The organism is Candidatus Eisenbacteria bacterium (assembly GCA_020847735.1).
GTDB lineage: Bacteria > Eisenbacteria > RBG-16-71-46 > RBG-16-71-46 > RBG-16-71-46 > CAIXRL01.
On the sequence record JADLBL010000003.1, the window covers coordinates 105,106 to 126,963 of the forward strand.

22 protein-coding genes are annotated in these 21,858 nt (G+C 64.7%); 3 read left to right on the plus strand and 19 right to left on the minus strand.

The window, feature by feature from the left end:
- Positions 1-12: 12 nt before the first annotated feature.
- From IT347_02180 to IT347_02270, 19 genes are all read right to left on the minus strand, one after another.
- Positions 13-501, minus strand: a complete 489-nt coding sequence (locus IT347_02180) for an ATP-binding protein (protein MCC6348380.1) — start codon at positions 499-501, stop codon at positions 13-15.
- On the minus strand, positions 390-1,991 hold the full coding sequence (locus IT347_02185) for a recombinase family protein (protein ID MCC6348381.1): 1,602 nt from the start codon (positions 1,989-1,991) through the stop codon (positions 390-392). The genes IT347_02180 and IT347_02185 overlap by 112 nt, the downstream gene beginning before the upstream one ends.
- Positions 1,992-2,040: 49 nt before the next feature.
- Entirely contained in the window at positions 2,041-2,475 is a 435-nt protein-coding gene (locus tag IT347_02190) for a hypothetical protein (GenBank protein ID MCC6348382.1), read from the minus strand.
- Between the two features lies 1 nt (position 2,476).
- Positions 2,477-3,061: a TIR domain-containing protein gene (locus tag IT347_02195; protein ID MCC6348383.1), complete on the minus strand. Its 585-nt coding sequence runs from the start codon at positions 3,059-3,061 to the stop codon at positions 2,477-2,479.
- A 21-nt stretch (positions 3,062-3,082) separates the two neighbouring features.
- Positions 3,083-6,148, minus strand: a complete 3,066-nt coding sequence (locus IT347_02200; protein ID MCC6348384.1) for a type IV secretory system conjugative DNA transfer family protein — start codon at positions 6,146-6,148, stop codon at positions 3,083-3,085.
- Between the two features lie 7 nt (positions 6,149-6,155).
- Complete coding sequence (locus IT347_02205; GenBank protein ID MCC6348385.1) at positions 6,156-7,034, minus strand: hypothetical protein; 879 nt, start codon at positions 7,032-7,034, stop codon at positions 6,156-6,158.
- A gap of 47 nt (positions 7,035-7,081) precedes the next feature.
- Entirely contained in the window at positions 7,082-8,767 is a 1,686-nt protein-coding gene (locus tag IT347_02210; GenBank protein MCC6348386.1) for a hypothetical protein, read from the minus strand.
- A gap of 403 nt (positions 8,768-9,170) precedes the next feature.
- The gene (locus IT347_02215) at positions 9,171-11,063 is read right to left on the minus strand and encodes a VCBS repeat-containing protein (GenBank protein MCC6348387.1); all 1,893 of its coding nucleotides are present in this window, start codon (positions 11,061-11,063) and stop codon (positions 9,171-9,173) included.
- Positions 11,064-11,577: 514 nt separating this feature from the next.
- Positions 11,578-11,808 carry a transposase gene (locus IT347_02220; protein ID MCC6348388.1) on the minus strand — a complete coding sequence of 77 codons (231 nt, stop codon included), beginning with the start codon at positions 11,806-11,808 and terminating at the stop codon, positions 11,578-11,580.
- 309 nt (positions 11,809-12,117) lie between these two features.
- Positions 12,118-12,846 (minus strand): DUF932 domain-containing protein, encoded by a 729-nt coding sequence (locus IT347_02225; GenBank protein MCC6348389.1) that lies wholly within the window; start codon positions 12,844-12,846, stop codon positions 12,118-12,120.
- A gap of 30 nt (positions 12,847-12,876) precedes the next feature.
- Positions 12,877-13,299 carry a DNA repair protein RadC gene (radC, locus tag IT347_02230; GenBank protein MCC6348390.1) on the minus strand — a complete coding sequence of 141 codons (423 nt, stop codon included), beginning with the start codon at positions 13,297-13,299 and terminating at the stop codon, positions 12,877-12,879.
- 168 nt (positions 13,300-13,467) lie between these two features.
- A complete protein-coding gene (locus tag IT347_02235) occupies positions 13,468-14,310 on the minus strand; it encodes a PD-(D/E)XK nuclease family protein (GenBank protein MCC6348391.1) in 843 nt (280 codons plus the stop codon).
- Positions 14,282-14,956 carry a hypothetical protein gene (locus tag IT347_02240; GenBank protein MCC6348392.1) on the minus strand — a complete coding sequence of 225 codons (675 nt, stop codon included), beginning with the start codon at positions 14,954-14,956 and terminating at the stop codon, positions 14,282-14,284. The genes IT347_02235 and IT347_02240 overlap by 29 nt, the downstream gene beginning before the upstream one ends.
- A gap of 159 nt (positions 14,957-15,115) precedes the next feature.
- Positions 15,116-16,381 (minus strand): M48 family metalloprotease, encoded by a 1,266-nt coding sequence (locus tag IT347_02245; protein ID MCC6348393.1) that lies wholly within the window; start codon positions 16,379-16,381, stop codon positions 15,116-15,118.
- 124 nt (positions 16,382-16,505) lie between these two features.
- Positions 16,506-17,018 (minus strand): crossover junction endodeoxyribonuclease RuvC, encoded by a 513-nt coding sequence (locus IT347_02250; GenBank protein MCC6348394.1) that lies wholly within the window; start codon positions 17,016-17,018, stop codon positions 16,506-16,508.
- A 121-nt stretch (positions 17,019-17,139) separates the two neighbouring features.
- Positions 17,140-17,667, minus strand: a complete 528-nt coding sequence (locus IT347_02255) for a crossover junction endodeoxyribonuclease RuvC (GenBank protein MCC6348395.1) — start codon at positions 17,665-17,667, stop codon at positions 17,140-17,142.
- Positions 17,651-18,178: a hypothetical protein gene (locus IT347_02260; GenBank protein ID MCC6348396.1), complete on the minus strand. Its 528-nt coding sequence runs from the start codon at positions 18,176-18,178 to the stop codon at positions 17,651-17,653. Before IT347_02260 ends, IT347_02255 begins: the two co-directional genes overlap by 17 nt.
- 13 nt (positions 18,179-18,191) lie before the next feature.
- Entirely contained in the window at positions 18,192-18,719 is a 528-nt protein-coding gene (locus tag IT347_02265; GenBank protein MCC6348397.1) for a hypothetical protein, read from the minus strand.
- Positions 18,720-18,730: 11 nt separating this feature from the next.
- Positions 18,731-18,931: a helix-turn-helix transcriptional regulator gene (locus IT347_02270; GenBank protein MCC6348398.1), complete on the minus strand. Its 201-nt coding sequence runs from the start codon at positions 18,929-18,931 to the stop codon at positions 18,731-18,733.
- Positions 18,932-19,484: 553 nt separating this feature from the next.
- Here IT347_02270 and IT347_02275 point away from each other — a divergent pair.
- The 3 genes from IT347_02275 to IT347_02285 form a co-directional block, all read left to right on the plus strand.
- Positions 19,485-20,066 (plus strand): hypothetical protein, encoded by a 582-nt coding sequence (locus IT347_02275; protein ID MCC6348399.1) that lies wholly within the window; start codon positions 19,485-19,487, stop codon positions 20,064-20,066.
- Positions 20,067-20,185: 119 nt separating this feature from the next.
- Entirely contained in the window at positions 20,186-20,437 is a 252-nt protein-coding gene (locus IT347_02280; protein ID MCC6348400.1) for a hypothetical protein, read from the plus strand.
- Between the two features lie 19 nt (positions 20,438-20,456).
- Positions 20,457-21,858, plus strand: a 1,402-nt coding sequence (locus IT347_02285; GenBank protein MCC6348401.1) for a recombinase family protein, incomplete at its 3' end; no start/stop codon positions are given.

Below are 21,858 nucleotides of genomic sequence, written 5' to 3' on the forward strand. Positions count from 1 at the left end.
CAGCCGAAGCGTTCACCCCGCTCCTGTCTCATGTCGAGCCTCGTACGCGCGGTACTGCAGCGCCTCCGCCAATCGCAACGGGCGCACACTCACCTCGGCGGCGAGATCCGCGATTGTCCGGGCCACTCGCATGGCGCGATGCACGGCTCGTGCGCTCATGCCGCCACGATCCACCGCATCCGCGACGAGTTGGCGCCCAGTCGTGTCGAGCGCGCAGTATTCGCGCAGCGTCGCATTCGGCAGCATCGCGTTGAGGTATCCACGCGCGAACTGGCACGCACGCGCCGCGAGCACGCGCTCGCGTACGACGGCACTCGTCTCTCCGAGAGATGCCCGCAGCAGCTCGTCGGATGTCAGCGCGGGTACCTCAATCTGAATATCAATACGGTCTAATATAGGACCACTGACGCGCGTCGAGTGACGCGCCATCTCATGGGGAGTGCACCTGCACCCCCGCTTGGGATGTCCCAGCCACCCGCACGCGCAAGGTTGCGTTGCCAATTGCCGGCTACTTCGGCGGGACCGGGAAAGTAGGCGAGGTCGATCTCGACCTCGCTCCTTCCGACCCGGACGGCATCGACCACGGCCTCGATGATAGCCCTTTTCTCACTGGCACTTAGAGCCGGCCAGCGCTCGTAGAGATCCTTCGCTCCTGAGAGGATCTCGTCCCTTGCCAAGAACTGGACCTTGGCGAAATCCACCTCGCCCTGGAGCCGGGGGAGTTCCTCGTCGAGCTGCTTGAGGCGCTCCTCGAGTGGCTTGTAGGTCCGGCCGAAGCCGTCGGGGGAGATCTGGTCGTCGATGTAGAGCCGGTAGACCTTGGCCATCTCGGTCCGGACCTTCTCGGCCTCGGCCTCCAAAACGCCGAGGTGCTCCTCCTTGGCCCGGATCTCCTCGTCGGCTGCCCCGACGTAGGCGGCCACGTCCTCAGGCGAGAGGAAGAAGCTGCGGAGCTGCTCGTGGAAGACCGCCTCGAGGTCCTCGGGGGTGATCTTGTTCCGGCAGGCCCGGCAGATGTACTTGACCGTCCGGTAGCTGGCGTCGGCGTACATCCGCTGGCCGCAGTGGCAGGCGACTACCCCGGCGAAGAGGTGGGCGGGCTTCTTGGCTGGCGGCTTGGCTGTGACCCGGCGGTCGTCGAGGATGGCGTTGCACTGACTCCAGAGGCCCTCTGGGACGATCGGCTCCACGGGAGAGAGGACCCAGTCGCTCTCCGGCTTGAGGACCCAGTGCTTCTTCTCGCCAAGGGACTTGGTGTAGTTGGCACGGCGCAGGCCCTTGGCCGTCGAATCCCGGATCAGGCGCTCGACGGTCGTATCCGACCACATGCCACCCGTGCGCGTACGGTACCCGCGTTCGTTGAGCAACCGGGCCACGGCCTTCTTGCGCTTGTGCTCGAGGAAGAGCTCGTAGAGGAGCTTCCGGACCGGCGCCTCGGCCGGATCGGGAATGAGCTGCTTGTCCTTCCACTGGTAGCCGTAGGGGGCGGCCCCGCCGGTGGACTTGCCAAGCTTGGCCCGGATAGGCACCGAGGCCGCGACGCGCTCAGCGATCTCCTCCCGCTCCCACTGCGCCATGGCCGCGATCATGGTGTAGAAGAGCCGGCCGGCCGGGGTGGTGGTGTCGATGGACTCCTGCAGGGAGATCAAGTCCGCGTCATGGTCGCGGAAGTAGTCGGCGAAGTCGAGCAGCTCGCGGGTGTTCCGAGCCAGCCGGGCAAGCTTGGAGAAGATGAGCCCCGTGATGTGGCCGGTGGCCACGTGGCCCATCATCTTCTTCGCCTCGGAGTGCTCGCGGACGCTCTTCCCGCTTACGCCCTCGAGGTGGTAGACCTCACGAACCTTCCAGCCCTTGCTCTCCGCGTAGCCGCGGGCGCGTTTCTCGTGGTGCTCGGGGCTCTCGCCTCGCGCCTGGTCCTCGGTCGAGACACGGATCCAGATGCCGACGGGCTTGGACCGTTCCACTCCTTCAACGACTCGCAGCTTCCTCATGACGGCGTATCCGCGGGGGCGGGTCGAGCGTTGCTCGGGAAGCTACATCTCACAGGAGGAACCGCTGCGCCAAGAAGATCATGCCGAGCAGCGTCACGTACACCGGCCAGACCGAGAACGAGAACAACGCGCCGACCAGGCCGATGCCGCCGGCCGGCTGGACGGCGTAGAGGTCGGCGGCCCTGAGCTGCCCGTGGTGCAGTTGGTCGATGAAGGTGTTGTACGACCGCCGGAACCCGCGTTCGAGCCCGAGGTAATACGCGTCGAGCACGAAGAAGAGGGCCGTCGGGATTGCCGCGAGCCAGACGTAGTTCGGCCTGCCCTTGTCGGCAACGACGACGAGCACCGCCGATACGAGTCCGATGCACCACGCCTTGCACGAGGTGCTGTTGGACGCCATTCGTTGAATGACCGACTGCAGGATGCTGAGGTGAGCCTGAACCGCAGGCGATGCGTCCGAGTAGGTCGCCGATTCGGGAGTCATGTCAGTCCACCCACGAAGCGAAGTTGATGTATCCGTCATGTGCGATCCAGTCATACACGGGGAAGAAGTTGCTCAAGTTGAACCCCTTGCCCCAGTACTTCTGTGCGACACCGCCGGTCTGGAACGAGGGACCATTGCCGATCTCCCCGTATTCGATCCACTTGTCGGCCTTCTTCTCCCACAGGGTAGCGGTCAGTCCGGTGTCTGAGTAGGTCACGCCGACATACTCAAGTGGATTTGGACCGAGCGGCTTCACTTCGCGGTTCTTGTCTCGTATAGAATTGACGTGAACCGCGAGCAAGCCCTTTCCCAAGTAGAAGCTCAGCAGGAGTTCGTAGCGGACCCATGGACGCAGGTAGGTGTCGGAGCCAACGAGCACACACGTGACGCTTGTACCGTCGATCGCTCCGTTGATGAGACGCTTGAGCGCTGTCGTTCCTTGCTTCCTTGCCGACTCCCAGATTGACGCATCGAAGAACCCTGCAGCTTCGCGGTCCGGTTTCGCGCGCCAGGATTGGCGCACGACGTTCGCGCGGAAGTCCGCCACATCTTGGTAGTCGAAGCTGAAGAAGACCCTTTTGGCCATCTGCCCTCGCCTCACGAGCATTCAGGACTTGCTCTTCCGCATTCGCTTCACTGCTTGCGCAACCACTGCCGAGACCACGCCGTGTCGCTCGGTCTTCGTCGCGCTCGTTGTCGGCTTGATACGGACCTTCACCTTGTAACCGCGCACCGTCTGCTCGCTCACGTGGGTCTCGGCGTCGGCGGCATCGAGCACGTCGAACAGGTTCTCGGGCGTGCAGTAGGCCACCTTGCCCAGCTGCTCCTCGGTCAGGATCGCGGCCGATTCGCGCTTCATGGTTTTCAGCGTCTTCTGATCCGCCGCGACATGCAGCACTCGGCCGAAGCCGGCGGCGAGGCATTTCTGAAGATTCTCCACTTCGTGGTCGGAGCTGGTGGTGACGCCGATCTCGACCGCTACCCCCTTCTCACCCTTCCGCAGCGCCACGTCGACGTTGCCGAGGCCGTCGAGGACGCTCTCCTCGACCGTCGAGCGCCAGTCGTGAGTGTCGGCCCACCGACAGATGAGGGACTGCAGGTACTTGTGCTGCTTGCCGCCGCGTCCAGGGCTCGACGCCGGCGTCGGGATCTCGACGGCAGAAGGTGGCAGAAGTGGTGCCGGGACCGCGGGGGATTCGGCCCCGGCACGTTCCCGTCGCGGGGGCGACGGTGGCGTCGGTGGTTCGACGCGCTTCGATTCTAGCTCCTGGGCAGCGCCCGAGCGAGCCAGCAGCGCCTCGATCTCCGCCCGCGGCCGGCCGTAGCGCTCACGTGTCCGGCCCACGATGTGGGCCCGGGTTTCCGTGCTGGCCGCCTCATCAACGAGCGGCAGCATGGTGGTGGCGAGGTTGAAGTCGAACTCGGAGCGCTCGATCCGGGCGATGGCCTGCCCAGTGGAGAGGGACTGTAAGTCGCGCGCATCGAAGTGCTGAAACCCGTCGGCCAACGTCCGGGCGTCCTGATCCCCGACCCGGAAGCAGATCCGAGCGTAGGGATTGGACAGCACTGAGTTCAGGACGTCCACGCTGCGGCTTTGAATCTGCCGCAGGTCCTGGTGCGCCAGCACCAACCCGAGCCGGTACTTCCGCGCGCCAGAGAGGATCGACTCCATCGACGGAGTGACGAAGTTGTGGAACTCATCGACGTAGAGGTAGAACGGCCGGCGCTCGGCTGCGGCCTGTTCCTGCCGGCTCATGGCGAGCTGTTGCAGCTTGGAGACGATGAGTGTGCCAAGGAGGTAGGCGTTTTCTTCGCCGATCGCGCCTTGAGAGAGCCGCGCCAGCAGTACCTGCCCGCCGTCCATGATCCGCCGCAAGTCCAGCCGGCTGTCCTGCTGGGCCACCATGTAGCGGATGGTCTTGGGCCGCAGGAAGATGTCGAGGCGCGTGAGGAGCGGTGCCTGCGGCTTGCCCGAGAGGAGCGGGAACTCCTTCTGCCAGTAGTAGACGACCTCCGAATCGTTGACCGTCTTGAGGAACTCTCGGCGGAAGTCAGCCTCGACGAGAAACCGGCGCAGGTCCACCAGCGTCCCGCCGCGGCCACTCTCGAGGAAGGCGAGGATCGCGTTCCCGAGGACCGACGTCATTTGGTCGCCCCAGCTCGTCGAGAGCCGGCGGAAGACTGACACGAGATCCGATGCCAGGAGCGTTCGCTCGAGCTCGGAGTGCGCCTGCAGGATGTTGAAACCGACCGGGTACTCACCATCGGAAGGATCGAGCAGCACGACGTCGTCTCGCCTACTCGCAGGCAGCCGGCGCACAACCTCGTCTATGAGGTCACCGTGCGGATCGAGGACCGCCAGGCCTTCCCCGCGATCGAGGCTCTGGAGGATCAAGGAGAGCAAGAGCGTGGACTTGCCCGTGCCCGAGGCCCCGACGACGTACAGGTGCCGCGAGCGTTGATCGTCGCTCAAGGCCACCGGCGTGCTCTTGCCCGCGTGCATGTTCGTGCCGAGCACGTAGTCGTGATTGGTCGCGACGGCCGGGGCCATGCGCGTCTTGCCGGACTCGCGGACGAGCTTCTCCAGCCGCACCGTGGCCGAAGGCGGGTGAACGAGCGAGACAAGCTCGGCGCAGCTAAGCAGCATTCCGCTGCGGCGGGTCAGGCGGCGGAGCAGATCCTGTTCGTGGAACTCGTCGGGGTAGTCGTCGTTGGCGAGCGGGACCAGCCGATTTGCCGGCGGGTTAGTGAGCGCGTTCAAGGCCCAGCCCACCGAGCGGGCAAGAAGCATCGCGCGCTGAGGGTCGGGAGATCGCACACCAACGCGAACGACGCAGGCGTAGAGCGGTCGAGAGATCTTCTCGCGGGCGAGCGCCGTCACCTCGGGTGCATCGAGGAAGAACGGGCTGCCGCCTTCGTCGAGGACGGCCCGCAGGATGCTCTCCGCCCACGGCTCGCGCGTCGGCTGGAAGAGCACCTGCAGTACCGCGGTCTCGCCCGGTTCGAGTTCGGACATCGCTGCTCCGATGCCCGTCAGAGGATCGACGGTGAAGCGCCGCAGCGTCCGGAGCGGCAGCATGAACTCCTCGGAGAGCCCGAACTCCACGACGACGGAGTGGCCGCCTTGCTGCTGCCAGGCTGTTTCGAGGGAGCCGTCGGCGGTGGTCAAGACGCTCGCGGGAAAGAACCCCCTCACCTGCTGCTGGACGAGTGAGCGGTCCGCTTCAGCGCAGACGAGCTGAACCGCGATCGCCTCGGCCGTGCCAATGACTTCGAATGTGACCGAGCGCCGCAGGTGCGGCAATGCGAGCAGGAACTGTTCGACTTCCTCGGGCGAGACGTCGTGGTCCGGCGGCAGCGACCAGCGCAGTTCCGTCAGCGGCTCGCTGTCATCGATCGCCCCGGGCTCGGAGTCCTCCTCGTCAAGGACGGCATGCTCCGACTCATCCGCGGGCGATGGCCCCGCGCCAAGGATTCGGTCGGTCAGCCGGCTCCAGAGCGTCGAGACGCGGCCATCGTCAAGGTCCGAAGGCGACCGCGACACGTGGTGGAAGCGGAACGGCGCGAAGGGCGGTTCCAGTTCCACAGGCGAGTCCCATACCCGCCAACCACGGCCGCGCCGCTCCCAGGTGTAGAACTGCTCGGTCAGTCGCTCAATCGACGAGGCCAGCACGCAGACCTCACGAGGGATTGACGGCGGAAGCGCCACCCTGCGTCATCGCCAGCAGCGTCTGGCCATCCGGCGTGAGCGTCGGATCGACTGCCGCCGCTTCAGGCGGCGACGGCAGTTCGGATCGCGCGGGATGAGACGCACCCGCCGCTCGGCGCGCTTCACCGCCGTTGAGCAGGTCGCGGAAGAGCGGCTTGCGCTCCTCGGCGCTCAACGCTCGCAGCCCTTTGGTTGTCAGCAGCCCGTCGATCGCCTCGAGCGTGGCCGAGTGCACCGCAGACTGGAACATGAGCATGGTGTCGATGCGGTAGTACGTTGCAGGCGCGAACATGCGCTCGTAGAACCAGCCGATGAGCGGCACGGTCAGGATGGCCGCCTCGGGCCCAAGGTTGCCCGCTCGGGCCGCCAGCGCGACAAGCCAGAGGACAATCAGGAACGAGAGCGGGATCAGGACGAAGGGATTGATGACGAGCCGGAGCAATCCGAGAATGAAGCTCATCCCCAGCCCGTACGAGCCACGCCAGACGAAGTCCGTCGCCTGCTGGAGGAGCCAGCCGAGGAAGAGCGTCAGCAAGGCGAAGGAGACGAGGTATAGGAAGACGAAGCGGGCCTTCTTCTCGGTTACCCACGAGGAGAAGAAGAAGCCGGTGCCGAACGGCGCCGCGCACATGTCGAAGGAGTGGCGGTCGCCCTCGACCCGCAGATACTCGCGGTCCGGCGAGAGCAGGCCGCCCTCGCTCCATTTCACCCGGCTGGTCTTCAGGCCCGGGACGTGCCGACGATCCAAAGCCAGTTCGACCGAGGTATAGAAGTCCTTGGGTGAGGTCTGGAAGTTCTCGATCAGCTTGTGCCAGTGGGTGACGACGTTCTCCAACGGAGTCTGCGGCATGCGGACCTCATCATTGAGTCCAAGCTACTGTCGGCTGGATCTGTTCGCTATGGTCCACTTGAAGCGAGTGAATCCGTCTCCCTTGCCCGCTTGAAGTCAACTTCGATCCGCGCGAGCACGGCGACCATCCGGTCAGGGGGTGCTCCCGACAGCAACTGCGCCGCCCGTACCAAGGAATCCGCCGCCGGGTCCTGACCTAGGAACCGACGGCAGACTGACGCGCACAACGCGGCATCCGGCCGCCCCGGGAGCATCGAGAGCTTCTCGAACTCCCCGGCAGCACGTGCATAGTCGCCCTTCGCGACAAACAGCGCCGCCAGTCCGTCGTGGTCCATCTCCCAACGACGGCGCATGGTCTCGGTCCTCGGAATGGATTCCTGTCCGACGCGAACCTCCACCATGCCCGCCGCTGAATCGAATCGGAAGAAGTAGTCCGGCGCTTCCCTCGACGATGCAGCGCGCGGCCGGTAGTAGGAGTAGTAGCCAGCTTGTAGTGTGCTGTCTCCGTACCACACTCGAAGGGCAGGGCTTTCGCCAGCGACCAGGCCGATGTGGTACGGGATGTTCGCGAAGTAGACACGCGAATGTGCGCCCAGCGTCGGATGCTGCCGCAGAAGCTCGCTGCGTATCGCCGTCAGTGTGCTTCCGGCCCGTCGGAAATACGATTCATCGCCCCAGTCTGACGAGGGGGTCTGGGCCTGGGCGCCCCGCAGTAGCACGGACGCAAAGACAACAACGGCGGCGAATCCGGGGCGAGAACACAACGCCAGGGCGATACCAAACCAGACGCCGAGTGCACCCATACATCCATAGTAGGCGTGATAGCCGATCGAGGGTAGGACGAGTGGAAACCAGCCGATCGCCGCCCACGCTGCGGCAAGGAGTGCCTGACGGCGGGGATCGATGACAGTGCGAGGCCCTGCATTGCGACGCAAGAGCAAGTACGCGCTTCCGGCGAGCAGTACCGCCGCGGCCAAGTACCGTCCAACAACGTCGAGGCTCAGCTCCTGCGGGCGCAGTTGTCTGTCCAAGTTCAAGCACGAGGCTGCCGCCATGATCAGCGTCATCATCCAGCCAGGACGGCTCTCAAGCTCGGCCGCGCTTGCGGGCTGTCCGAACAGTCTCGGGAGAAGAGTCGGGTGGACAAACAACCAGGTCAGCACGATGGCCGTGAAGGGCAACATCGCTCGGGCGACTCGCGAGAGACGGGCACGACGAATGAAGACCAGGTACGAAACGAGGAGCAACGGCACCACGCCAGCCGTCTCCTTGCTCAGCAGCGCCAAGGCGAATGGTGCGGCGGCCCAACGCTCGCGGCCGCTGACGAAGAGCAAGACTGAGAGCATCGCGAAGACGAGCATCCACAGATCCTGACTTCCCGAGATCCAAAGCAGTGGCGTACCCCAGAATGCCGCGGATGCAACCCCAAGAGAGGCGAGCACGGCACTTCGTCGACCGGAAACGTGCTCGATTATCCGGGCATAGAGGCAGAGCGCGATCACCCAAAGCGCGATGTTGACGAGCCTGAAGACGGTGGCATCGGGTCCAAGTGGTCTCTGGATGGACCAGAAGTAGAACTCCCGCGCCCACGGACGATACCAGCCGAAGTCAGTATTGGACCGGGACCAGAGACTTAGGAACGTGGCGTCTCGAGTCTTGTCGAGGAAGACGTAGTCGTCGCCAACGAAGGCAAGGTTGAGGCTTGGGCCAACGACGAGGGCGACGAAGAGCACCAAGAAGCCGGCAAGGACCAGGAGGCCTCGCCCCTGAACCGGCACCCTCCTGACTTGAGTTTGAGCGCGTACGCTCTGAAGATCACTTGAAGCGTGGATGTGATGACCCTCAACTATTGGCGAAGCACGTTATCTAGCTGGTTGCGAGCCTTCGTCGTCGGACTCGCATGTCGCACCGATCCCACTCCAGGGCATGCTAGCGCACGCCAGACGGGGTGGCGACCGCAGGCTCCAGCATGCACCATGGTCGGGGTGCAAGTCGGCGAGAAGTGATGCCACCCCCCAGTGATGGACAGCGCGGGTCGAACTAAGAGGGATGGTCGAGGGCGCCCACGAGCTGACTCGCGCGCGAGCGCCCAGATCGCCGACGGACTTCAGCGCTGTTCTTTCTGCCCGGTGAGCGCTAGAGCACAACGGCGCGAGCCACGCGCACCTGCCCAGCTTGACGAAGTCTGGCAAAGTAGATGCCACTCTGAGGCGTCGTCCCTGAATCGGTTCGATCCCAGACGACCTCGTGCACTCCGGCCGCGACCGTCCCGCTAATCGGCGTGGAGACTCTTCTGCCGCTGACGTCGAAGATCTCCAGGGTTGCCGGCTCGCTCGAGGCAAGGCTCACCGCGAACACGACCCTCCCGACATTGGCACCGCCTCGGTGAACCGAGAGACTCAGGCTGCCCGCTGCGGGCGGATCCACGGAAGTAATCGCGGTGAAGGTCGCCTCTTGCGCCCATTGCCCGCCAGCATACATCCCGTCAATCGCCTGCACGCTCCAGTAGTAGGTGCCAGGTGGGACGTCCACGATCCAACTCTCCGTCTTCTGCGCATTGCCCAAGGCGACGATTCTCCGGTAGCCAGTGCTGGCGTCCGACATCGGTGACACGACATCGCATCCGCCCGGGGTTGTCCCGACTCGGACGTTGTAGGTCAGCCCGGCAGATGGTGTCTCAGCGTCGCTGGCCGGGGCCCAGCTCAGCCTGTAGCCGTAGCCCATCCACTGCGCCGCCAGACTCGTCGGGGCCGTCGGCACTGTGTTCGGGGTGGCGAGGGAGAGGTCGCCGAGCTGCGAGTGAATGACCCCATAGCGGTCTCTTCCCGTCACGAGGAAGTCAAGCGACCCGTTGTTGTCGATGTCCGCCCAGTCCGCATCGCCGTAGTACAGTCCCGGCAGCCACGAGAGGCCCCAACTGAAAGTGCTGTCATTGTCGTTGTGATAAATGACGTTGATCTGAATGTGCCTGATCCCGTACTCATCCTCAACCCAGTTGCCGAAGGCGTTCAACAGGTCCGGCCGTCCGTCGTTGTCGTAGTCCGCCCACTTGCCTCCACCCGCAGCGAGAGTCGTGTCGTCAACCACTCTCGTGAACGCGAAGTTGCCATCGTTGCGGTACAGACGTGGTGGTGCCGGACCTACCTGGAAGAAGTCCAGGAGCCCATCGTTGTTGTAGTCCGCGATCGTCATTGCGCCGTCTGCGTAGAAGGCCTGTCCGTACTCATACAGGTCTAGCTTCCGCACAAAGCCCGAAGTGGGCCAGCTATTGGCGTAGATCCCTGGATCGCTGCCCGTCGGAGGCTGATACGGCCAGCCGGGCAGGGCGAGATCGAAGTCCCCGTCATTGTCGAAGTCTGCCCAGGCTACGGATCCGTTGCGGACTTGTGACACTCCTGCGTTCACGTCGGTGAACGTCCCGTCCCCGTTGTTGTGGTAGATCCTCGATGCAGCTTGGCCGGCTAGCCCGCCAGTGATTGCGATGTCCAGCCGCCCATCCTTATCGAAATCCGCCCATGCCCCAACGGATCCCCTCGTGAAATGCGGCACGCCGCTTGCGGCCAGAGAGAAGGCACCGTTGCCATCGTTGTGGTAGATGGATGTAATCGAAGAGTCGGCGCGGAAGTTGGGGGATGGTTGGCCGGTAAGGAGAAGGTCCAGCATCCCGTCGTTGTCGTAGTCCCCCCACTCCACGTAGCCGCGCCATACCTTGGGCAGCGTCGTCGCGATCGGAACGAAGTTCCCGGTTCCGTCGTTTTGGTAGAGAAGCGTCTGGGGGACCCCGAGCGTGTCATTGATGGAAGTACTTCCTGTTTGCAGCAGGTCGAGATCGCCGTCGTTGTCGTAGTCTCCCCATGCCTGATTCGCGTAGCACAGGGGCGCAGGGAGGGAGTTGGTCGCGCCGGGAGCGAGCGGCGTCGCCGCGCGACTCCGCAGGATCAGCCGAACCGAACCTGTCTCAGCATGAACCGACTGAGCGACAGCGGCGATGAACCCAAGAACGAGCAGCGTGGTTGTGAGTAGTCGCATGACCTGCCTCCTCATGTAGTCCGATCGATGGGCTTCGATCCGTTGTTCTCACGACAAGTGGTGAGCCCGGTGATCGCTCCAAATGTCGCCATGGCCGACTACAGGCTCGCCACGCTCCGGAGCCGCGTGGCATGGCAGAGATGGGACTCAAGCTCGCCATCGTTGTGAATCGCCCCTCCGTCTGGCTCGCATGTTCAGCCTGACTTGGAGTATCGGTTCGCGGAACGCACACCGGAGCACATGGCTATGGGCTTCCTTCCCATCCATGCCGGCTCTCGGGGGTGTCGACGCTAGGCCGAGCTGGTCCCGACGGCGCAATCGGAACGACGTTGATGGCGCGTCCGAAATCGTGGCTCGACTTGATCGCAGCGTGGCAGGGCACAACTGCCCCGTCAAGGCTGAACTTCCGAGCGTCCTCTTGTGGGTGAACTAAGCCCGGACTGCGCAGGGTGCCCTCCGATGGAGCGTGGATGGCCACCTCTTGCTAGAAGGTGCATTCCTCAACTACTGAAGACTATGCCACTCGGGCCCACTGCCGACGAGGATCGACGCCATTCTTGCCGCTCTCCCGAGGGCGACGACCACGACGACCGCGCAATCCAGCCTTGCGACGCCAAGCGTAGTACGTGTGCGGGTTGACGCCGAAGCGGGCATGGACTGCCTTCGCCGTCAGCGCCTCGGCGACCGCGACAGCCAGGATGGTCGATCGCTCCTGCAACGTGTACAGCGTGTACGGACGTGGCATCGGACTCCAGAATCAATGCTCCTGACCATCGACTTCTCTACTTGCGGCGCTCCGCGAGGTTATCACTCCGGACTCTGGTTCGTCACCTCATTCGCGACTTGGGACACATGGGCGCAGTGCTGGCTGTGACGCTTTTCTCGTGCTAGGCGATGAGCAGCAACAAGTGGCTGCAGGAAGTGCTGTAGCTCCGTCTAATCCGCTCGTGCTGACATTCAGTTGTCTTGATGGCGCCCTGAACGCATCGCCCCGGTGAGCCAGCGCGGGATAGAAGACGGGCCGTCCATCTCTGAACGGCCCGTGGTGAAGGTACTAGTTGAGGGAGAGTCCCTCTCGAAACGCCTTGGTGAGCCGCAGAGTTCCGTCCATCTGCTGCCGGGGCTGCCGCTGGCCGATGACGGCCGTGAAGGCATTGAAGAGCGCCCAGGCGGAGTGCGGCACGAACTCCGGGTTGTCGAGGTCGTCGAAGTGCTCGATGACCTTGGGCAGCTGCGAGGCCGGCAGGGCGCCGCTCCGGATCGCCAGGATCATCAGGTGGTGCGCGAGCGCCATCTTGAGCGTCAGCCGCTTCATCTGCTCGATCTCTGCCGCCAGGCGCCCCTTCATCGCGGACACGCTCATCAGCATGTCGTAGACGAGGCTGGGCAGGTCCCGGAAGACGTGGGCGGTGTGCTTGCGAGAGACCTTCGTCTCGCCGTGGAAGGCCAGGTTGTCGCAGACGAACACCCGGCTGCCGGCCACGAGCTGAACGCTCAGGGAGCGGTCGTACGAACTGCGCAGGCCGATGGCCAGGCCCCAGTCGGCGGTGTGGCCATTGCGACAGGTGAGGACGCCGAACATCTGGTTGCCATCGCGAGCGAGCGCGTAGCGCTCGTCCTGAACGGCGAGGCCGAAGCGCGGCAGGTGCAGGTGGATCTCCTCGACGAGCCGCCCGTAGGAGACCGGGACGTAGGAGTCGGTGGACTCGGGGACTTCGACGGAGGCGAGGTCGGCGAGGCTGGCGGACCAGCCACCGCGATGCAACATGAGGGTGGAGCGCATCGTGTGACTTCCTTCTCGGGGGCTGGCGATTTAGAGCAGCTGCCGGGCACGGAAGGAGACCACGCCCCGGCTAGCAACGATGACATGATCGAGCACGCCGATGCCGAGGAGTTCTCCAACCTCGACGAGCCGCTTGGTGATCGCCAGATCTTCTTCCGAGGGCTCGGGATCGCCGGAAGGGTGATTATGGACCAACACGACAGAGGCGGCTGAGGCAAGGATCGCCGGCTTGAACACCTCACGCGGATGGACGATCGAGGCATTCAAGGACCCGATGCTGACCGTCTCCACCGCATCGACTTCATGGCGGGCATTGAGCAGGACCACCAGGAAATGCTCGCGGGCGTGCTTCGTCAGTCGGCGCCCGAAGAGCTTGGTGACGTCCTCGGGACCACGGATCACGTGCGGCTGCTTGCCGCGGTACTTCCGTTTGGTGAGTTCACGGACGTACACGGGGACAACTCCTGCAGGGGCGGGTAGAAAGAAGGGCCCCGAGCGAACACGCGCGGAGCCCCGATGAGACTGGAAGGAACGAAACTAGGAAGGTGCGACGAGCCGCGGACGTTTCAGCATCAGCTGCCGTCCGTGGCCCCCGATAGCACGCGACGACCTCCGAGAGGCCTACGCGCCCGCGATCTCGCCGACACCTTCCCTTTCAGCCAGTTGGATCAACTGCTCGTCGGCCTGCATCGGCCAGGTACCGCGCCACTGCTGGCAGTGAGCGAAGTACTCGCACTCGGTGCAGCGCCACGACGGGTTCGGGAAGAAGTGCTCGGTCTCGATCGCGAGGGACACCTCGCGGATCAGCCGGGCGCTCCAAGACAGATCCTCGAGCGACCGGGTGGTCTCATGCCGCTCGAGCCGGGGTTTCGTGGTCTTGAGGAGCATGTCCAGCCGGAGGCGCGGGATCTTCCCCTTGAACAGCAGGAAAGCCAGCGCGTAGGCGGAAAGCTGCAGGTGCCGTTCCAATCCGCCGGATTCGAGCGTCCGGCCGGCGGTCTTGAGGTCCACGAGCACATCACCTTCCTCGATGAGGTCGATGATGCCTCGCAGACGCACCTCGAGGATTTCGCCGGTTTCGGGATCGGCCAGCTCGAGCTCGAACGGCTGCTCGACCGCGACCGGCTTCGTCCCGTTGGCGGACTCCACGTAGAGCTGGAGCATGGCCCGCCCCTTCTCCGCGAGCCCATCGCGGGACTCTCGTTCGGAGAAGACAAGGGGCTCCACGTTCTGCGCGTACCAGTCCGCGTCGAAGACCTGCAGCACGTCGGGAAGCTCCGGCGATCGTCCGGCGAGCCGTTCCTTGTGGAACCACTCGACGGCCGCGTGGATCGACGTGCCGAAAGCCATGCCGGCGACGCGCCAGGGGCGCGGCACCTTGTCCACGTACTGGAAGCGGTACTTGAGCGGACAGCCGAGGTAGGCGTTGACCTGGCTAATGCTGATGACGCGTGGCTGAACCATTGCCGCCGCCGTTTCCGGGGGCGGAGGTCTGGAGCAGCTGGTCGATCATCTGCATAGCGGCGGTCTTCGTGATCTCGGACAGCGCCGAGACCTCGAAGATCTCCTTGATCCGGTTCTCCGCGGCGTCCTTGTGGAAGCCCTGCCCCGCCATGATGCGGAACAGGTAGCGACGCTGGCCTTCGGTCATCGGCTCGGAAGAGCCGTTGCCGCTGGATCGCGGAGCGGAGCCGTTGCCACGCGGGCGCGTGTACGTGCGGCTCGTGCCGTTCGGACGGGTAGCACCCGGTCCGGGGCTCGGACGAGGGACGCGGCTGGCGCCGTCCAACTCCTCGAGGGAGACAACGCCGACATTGACGGCGTCACGGAGGGCACGGGCCTTGGCCCGGGTCTCGGCCACACGGATCAGGTGCGGGGCGAGGAAGTCGTCGACGTTGCCGGGGTCGGCATCGCCTAAGGCTTCGAAGTGTCCGCGCTCGGTCTCGACCGAGGCCTTCACGATCGCGAGGCGTCCGTTGTCCTCACTCGGCTGGAGCACCAGCTCGGTGGCGATGGACTTCAGGCCCTCGTCGTGCGCGAGCTTGAGCAGCTCGGCGTAGGCAACGGTCTCCCGAGCATCGGGATGGGTGGTGGGCTGACGGGCCTCCATGAGGCACTCCTGACAAGGGGCGGGTGGAACAACAACGGCACCAAGAGTACTGCGTCAGGAAGCGTAGCTCCGCCCGGTTACCATTCGTAGAGAGGCGGACGTGACGGCGTCGCCTCGTCACAGTGGACAACTGCTCCGACCGCCTCGCTCAGCGCGGGATCAGTAGCGCGCCAAGATCTCCTGCCGCTTGCGCTCGTACTCGGCGTCCGTGATCAGCCCCTGATCGTGAGCCCGCTTGAGATCCAGCAGTTGCTGCTCCAGCGACTTCCCACTCGGCGGTGCGGCGGCAGAATCGGCACGCGCCACAGTCGGCGCCGCAACAACAGCGCTTTCCTTCAAGAGCTCCGGACGTACTTGTCCGAGCGCCTTCATGACGCGGTAAGACTGCTGGTGATCGGTCAGCGTCTCGACATCGCGCCGGCCCGCGAGATAGTCCACCAGCGCGGTGACCGTGGCGACTCTGGTCTGGTCCAGCGGGTGGTCGGCCAGAAGCACGTTGCGCTGCTCGGATGCGACGTCCGCGTTGTACCACTCGACAACTTGGTTGTAGTGCAGGCGCCTCTTCTCGGCGTCCGCGCACATGGCGTTGACCTTGTTCGCGTTCTCCTGCGTCTGGTAGGAGCGCGAGCTGTTGAAAAGGTTCTTGTTCTGCATGCAGTTGGCAAGGGCCTGATCGTAGGCAGCCTTGGCCTCGTCAAGCGTCCGCTGACGTTCCTGACGATGTTGGTCACGTTGGCGGATCATGCCGGTGAAGAAGTTGAGCCCGCGCATGGGATCGAAGCCCGCCTGCCGGGCGATGCACACGCCGATGGCGTCGGCTTCCTCTTCGTCGCCCCGGCTGTACGTGCTGCTGATGCTCGTCGAGATCGTGGAGAGCGCGTCCTTGTTCTTCGGGGACAACAAAGCGGCGAGATTGGCCAGGCCCGCCCAAGTGGTCGAGGCATCGTCCTGGCGGCGCTCGAGGTGCTTGAGCATGGAGTGCCCGGTCTCGTGTGCGAGGATGAGGCCGAGTTCGTCATCGCTTGGGTGCAAGTCCAGCAGGCCGGTCCAGACATAGATGTACTTCCCACCGACGACGAACGCGTTCACCACCTTCGGGTCACTGTCCAAGACCCGGACGACCCACTGATTTGGATCCTGCCCGGCCGCCTGAAGCACGGTGTCGGTGATGCGCTTGACGCGCGCATAGCGCTCATCCGTCACGAGGTAGATCTGGTGGCTCCAGGACTGCCCACTGGAGAGGATGTCATCGTCGTACTTGCGCGCCGCGGCAAGCGCCTGCGGCGAGATCGGCGATTGCAGCGCCGCGATAATCGCTTCAAGGCTATGCTGGTCGGCTGCGGCAGACTTCTCGGCCGAGGTGACGGCCACGATCGCCACGGCGAACAACCCGCAGCGCATCCACGCTGAACGTGCAATCGACATGCTTGGCACTCCTTGGGGAACCACAATCGGGTGGGCGGTGCGGACGCAAATCCGCCGTACCTCTTGTGTTCGACCAGAATACAAGCGTCCTTGAGACCCCCAGCCCACTGACGCCGCTCCCAGCTTACATCTCTGTGGCGGCAACCGCGATCGCCAGCGCGTCGAACATGTGCAGCCAGTACTTGTGCTTGGGCCGCAGGCCGAGTGCTGGCCGCGCTGGGCGTTTCGGGACGAGTTGGCGCAAGTGGCCGAAGCCGTGAGCAACGAGATGCTCGGCCACGTCGATCTTCGTGGCCCGGGGATTCCCGGTGACACGCTGACGAATAGCCACCGGCGAGAGTTCGACGACGTCGATGCCCAGTTCCTCCGATCGGTCACGCAGCTCATCGGCCAAGACGTTCAGCAGGTGGGCCCGATGGCCGGGCAAGTCAAAGGGTTTCTCGATCGCCACGACGTCGGGATCGTGCTCCTCGATCAAGTTCAGCACGTGCTGCTTGGCCAGCCCGATCGCTTCGTGATGGCGCTTGCCATTCGGCAGCGTGCGCACGCCGAACCAGACGAGCACGTGAGCCCGCAGGACAACGAGCCCCATCTCGCGGGTTCCGGGATCGATGCCGATGACGGTCTTGGACTGCATGAAGGTGTTGGGTTGATGGGTAAATCGAATGGGTGCCCTCCCGAGGACCGCCCGCCGTCTCCCCCTTGCGAGGAAGCGGCCGGGAGCGGTGGCGCCGGGGCAAGCCTGACGCGCCAGTTCTTCAGCCGGAGTGCCGGCTGCGGGAGGGCGGGTGCGCGACCACCTGGTGGTGCCACGCGAGGCCAACGGCATCGAGGTCGTTGAGCCAGTAGCGTTCCTTCCAGCGCCGGTCCTGCGTCAGCAGGAGCCGAAGTTGCGGGAAGCGATGCGCGACGATGACGGCCGCTTCGGCCTTCGTGGCCTTGCCATTCCCGGCGACCGTCTGCCGTACGGCTTGCGGCGAATACGTGTGCAGCGGGATGCGCCAGGCTTTGGCGATGCGCCGCGCGGCGAGCGTGATGCGGTGGAGGTTGTTGAGCCAGGGCACGGGATGCCGGTACGTCTTCTCCACGACGAGTGCCCCGGGACGGTGCCGATTGACGAGTCGGCCCATCCCCAAGGTTGCTTCGCGAAGTCGCTGGTCCTTGGGCAGTGAACGAAGCGGGATGACGCCGTGCTCGAGGAGACGTCGGCCGGCGAGGATGGCGTATCCGAGTTCCCGGGTGCCGGGATCGATGGCGAGGATGGGGCGGCTAGGATTTCTGGGCATGGGGTTTGGACTTGAGGAGGTAAAGGAAGAGCGCGGTACGCGAGCGGCGAATCTGCTCGTCGGGCGGGGCCAGTGCCCCGGCCAACGCCCGCCGGATGACTGGATCGGGGTGACGTCGCAGTGCCTCCTCGAATGCGTCGGTGCTCAACTTGTCCTTGAGCATCCGCTGCAAGCGAGCGACCGTGAAATACCGCTCGGCGGACGATTCGATCGGCTCCGGGACGAAGCCTTTCTTGATCGTGATCCGGACGAAGCCGTTCAGGCGCGCGGCCTCCACGTAGCCGGCCTTGCGGAGGTGGCCGAGCCAGGAACGGACGGTGCCTTCGGGCAGCCCCATCTCCCGCCCGATCACCGCGGGCTCGACCTCGATGGTGTCAGCGCCGGCCGGGAGCCGGGCCAACAGCTCGAGGTAGAGCCAGAGTCCAGCGCGCATGTGTCGCAGGTGGTAGGCCCGCGGATGCTCGAGGATGCGGCGATCGAGCTGTAGGGTGATGGTTGAAGTGGAGGACATGCAGCGCGAGGGGTTAGTTGGCTGAAGGTGGCTCCTTGGCGATCCGCGGCAGGAGAAACCGGAACAGGGCCGTGCGGTTCTTGCGCACTGAGTGCATCCGGCGGACACGATCCAGCGCCTTGCGAATCACGGCCGGCGCGTAGTACTCGACGGCACCACGGAACGTCGTCGGGTCGGTCTCGCCGAGCGTGGTGAGGATCTCCCGCAGGAGCGCTTCCTGGTCCGCCGGCGGCCTATAGCTCTCTTTCATCAACGGCTTTGATTGTGAAAGAGAGCTTTGAGAGCTATAGGCAGGATTCGCCGGAGCCCCGGATTTCGCGGGCTCCTTCGGTGCTTCGTGCTTCCTGCCAGACCATGATCCGGGGAGCTTGGCAACCAGGAATGGAAGGGGCGAGAGGATGTCGATCGCGCCGTGCCTCGTCGCTTCCTCGAGCAGCTCCCGCAAGAGGGCGAGGTCGATCCCGAGCTCGTCGAGCATGGTTGCTTCGTTGGCCAGGACGAGCCCGCGGGCGTTGGCCCGAGCCGTGAGCAAAGCGATCAACTGCGGCTCCGTCATGCGGCATGTGGCGTTGCCGCGTGCCGGGGGAGCCCGGCTGCCAGGCTGACGTCCGGATAGAGGGTGTCCGGCAGGACGCCGAGCTCTCGCGCCATGACCAGCAAGCGCGGGACGTTCGGCAGCCGCAGCCCACGTTCCCACAGCGAGACCAGGCTACGGTGGAGTTCGAGCTTGGCGGCCAGCGCCTGCTGGCTCAAGCCACGCTGAATCCGGCAGCGCCGAATGGCGTTCGGGAACCTCGGAGTGTGACGCGAAGGCCGCGGGGTGAACTGGATGGGCATAGGGTGAAGCGTAGCCGGCGACGTGTCGCCAGCGTAGGGAGGGCGAGGCGCGTCCCACCGCACCTGGCTGTGGATGACGCGCGACCTCTGGAACTCATTCTACCGAGCCGAAGAAAAACCGAACAGAGGGGGTGACGCGACACCCTGTGCGCAAGCTTGGGGATAACTGCGCCCGCATCCCATGTCACGACCCGCGTCGCAGTACGCTGCCATTCGCAATGATCTGCAGAGATACCTCATCGACGTAGCCTACCGTCCACTCACTACCCAGTGCAGGACGGCGGATTCCCGGCGATCCGCCACTCCTGTGGACAGCCTCGTTCGGCCCGTGGACGAAGGGCGACGACCGTCCGTATGCTCCGACCGAGTAGCTCGCGGCTCACCCCGCCGGCCTGCGAGAGAAAGTGAGGCCGCGCGGCGCTTCGCAGCCGCGAGCGTCCGGCCACTTACCTCGCCACAGGAGCCCGTCATGCCCTTCCGTGAGCTCATGACCGACCGCGTCACGCTGGTCAAGAAGGATGGACGCCGAATCGAGAACATCCAGGCACTGATCTCATCGTCCACCATCTACATGGACGACGCCAGCTTGCCAATCGAAGAAGACGACACCTTCGAGCGACCACTTCCGAACGGCTTGGTCGAGGTGTACGTGGTCACGGATCGAGGTTTCCATCGGGGACTTCCAGGCGCGATCGCGGATCACTACCAGACGAAGGTCCGGAAGGAGCCGTCGCTTCGTCCACCGTCTGCGCCGGCGGTCTTCCACATCAGCGGCGACAATGCGCGCGTCAACATCAACTCTGTCGATCAGTCCGCCAACGTCGTCAACACGACGCCTGAGGCGCTCTTTCGTGATCTCATTCGCGCGATTGAGCGTGGCGTCGCTGACGCGTCACAGAGGACGGACCTTGTCGAGCGAGTGAAGGCGCTTGAGGCTGCGCGAGGGACGCCGTCGTTTGTAGACCAGTACCAGGCCTTCATCGCGAGCGCCGCCGCGCACATGACGCTCCTGTCTCCCTTCATCCCGGCACTCACCCAGCTTCTGAAGTAGCTTGCCGCTGTTTGTCCACGGAACACTGGGCGAGTCGTGCCTCCCACTCGCAGTGTTGCGGCCCAGTCGTCACGTCCACCCGGCTACGCAGGCGACCAGAAGTCGGGCATGCTGGGAGCATGGCGCCTAACTTCACCCCACCTCAACGCCACGGCAACTTCGCCTTTGGCCTGACGCCTGAAGCGGTTGGACGCTTCCGCGACATCATGCGCCGCGAGTGTGGCTTGGAGCTGACGCCCGAAGAGGCGTGGGCCCGCGCGATCGAGCTCCTCGCCCTGTTCCGCATGATGCTCGGGCCGTTGCCCGAGGATGCGCGCCCGGCGAGTTCGAGCATCCGCGCTCTTGACGGATCCCGCCGCCCGAGCAATTGATGAAGCTCTACGCTGTCCTATGCCCGCCCACGTCATCTATGCCCGCAAGTCCACGGATTCCGAGGACAAGCAGGTCCTCTCCATCGACTCCCAGATCGCCGAACTGAAGGCGCACGCGGTGCGCCACGGCCTTGAGGTCTCCGAGGTCCTGACAGAGGCCCGCTCGGCGAAAGCACCGGGCCGCCCGATCTTCGGCGACCTGATGCGCCGTGTCCGTCGCGGCCAGATCGAAGGCGTGCTGTGCTGGAAGATGGACCGCCTTGCGCGCAATCACCTGGACCACGGTGCCGTCCTGCAGGCGCTCGCCGACGGGAAGCTCAAGGAGGTCATCACCCCCGAGCGCGTCTACACGAGCAACGGGAATGATCGCTTCCTTGGGAACTTCGAACTGGGGATCGCCACCAAGTTCATCGACGATCTCCGGGACAACGTCAAGCGAGGCAACCGCGCTCGCTTCCAGCAGGGCTGGCCGAACTACCGACCGCCGGCTGGCTACCTCGAGGACAGGAGCGGCCCGACCACCGTGATCGTGAAGGACCCGGTCAACTTCGATCTCATCCGCCGGGCCTGGGATCTCCTCCTGACCGGCACGATGAAGCCGCGTCAGATTCTCAAGATCCTGAACAAGGACTGGGGCTACCGATCGCGGAAGACCCCGCACGGCGGCCAGAAGCCGATGTCCTTCTCCGGCCTCTTCGGACTGTTCTCCAAGCCCTACTACATGGGCGTCATCCAGCTCCGAAACGGCGACAGCTACAAGGGCGCCCACGAGCCGATGGTCACCGAGCAGGAGTTCGCCCGTGCACAGGAGATCCTCGGCCGTCCCGGGCGACCGCGACCGGTGCACCATGAGTTCACCTTCTCCGGCATGCTGCGCTGTGCCTCGTGTGGCCGGGCCATGGTGGGGGAAGTGCACGTCAAACGCAGCGGTAAGCGCTACGTCTACTACCGCTGCCACCGACGCGGCCAGGATGTTCGCTGTTCGGAGCCGACGCTCCCTGAGCGCACCTTCGCCACGCAAATCGCCGCCGACCTCGCCCGCATGACTCTGACGCCCGAGGCCGCTGAGTGGATCCGCGACAATCTCACCCGCACCCTTGAGGCCGAAGGCGGACAACTCCGGGCGGTACGCGAGTCCGCCGAACGGACACTGCGGCATGTGCGCACGGAGGAGGACACGCTCCTCTCGCTTCGCCTGCGCGGCTCGATCGACGACGAGCTCTTCGAGCGCCGACGCGTGGAGATTAGTGGCCGCCGCGCCCAGCTCGAGGTGCAGCTCGAACGGCCCGCACCTTCCGTGGAGCAACTCCTGCAGCGCGTTGACGCAGTTCTCGCGTTCGCCGAACACGCCCCGACGATGTTCGTGGAGGGCTCGCCGGTTCAGCAGCGCCAGGTTCTGGAAACGATCGGGTCGAACTACC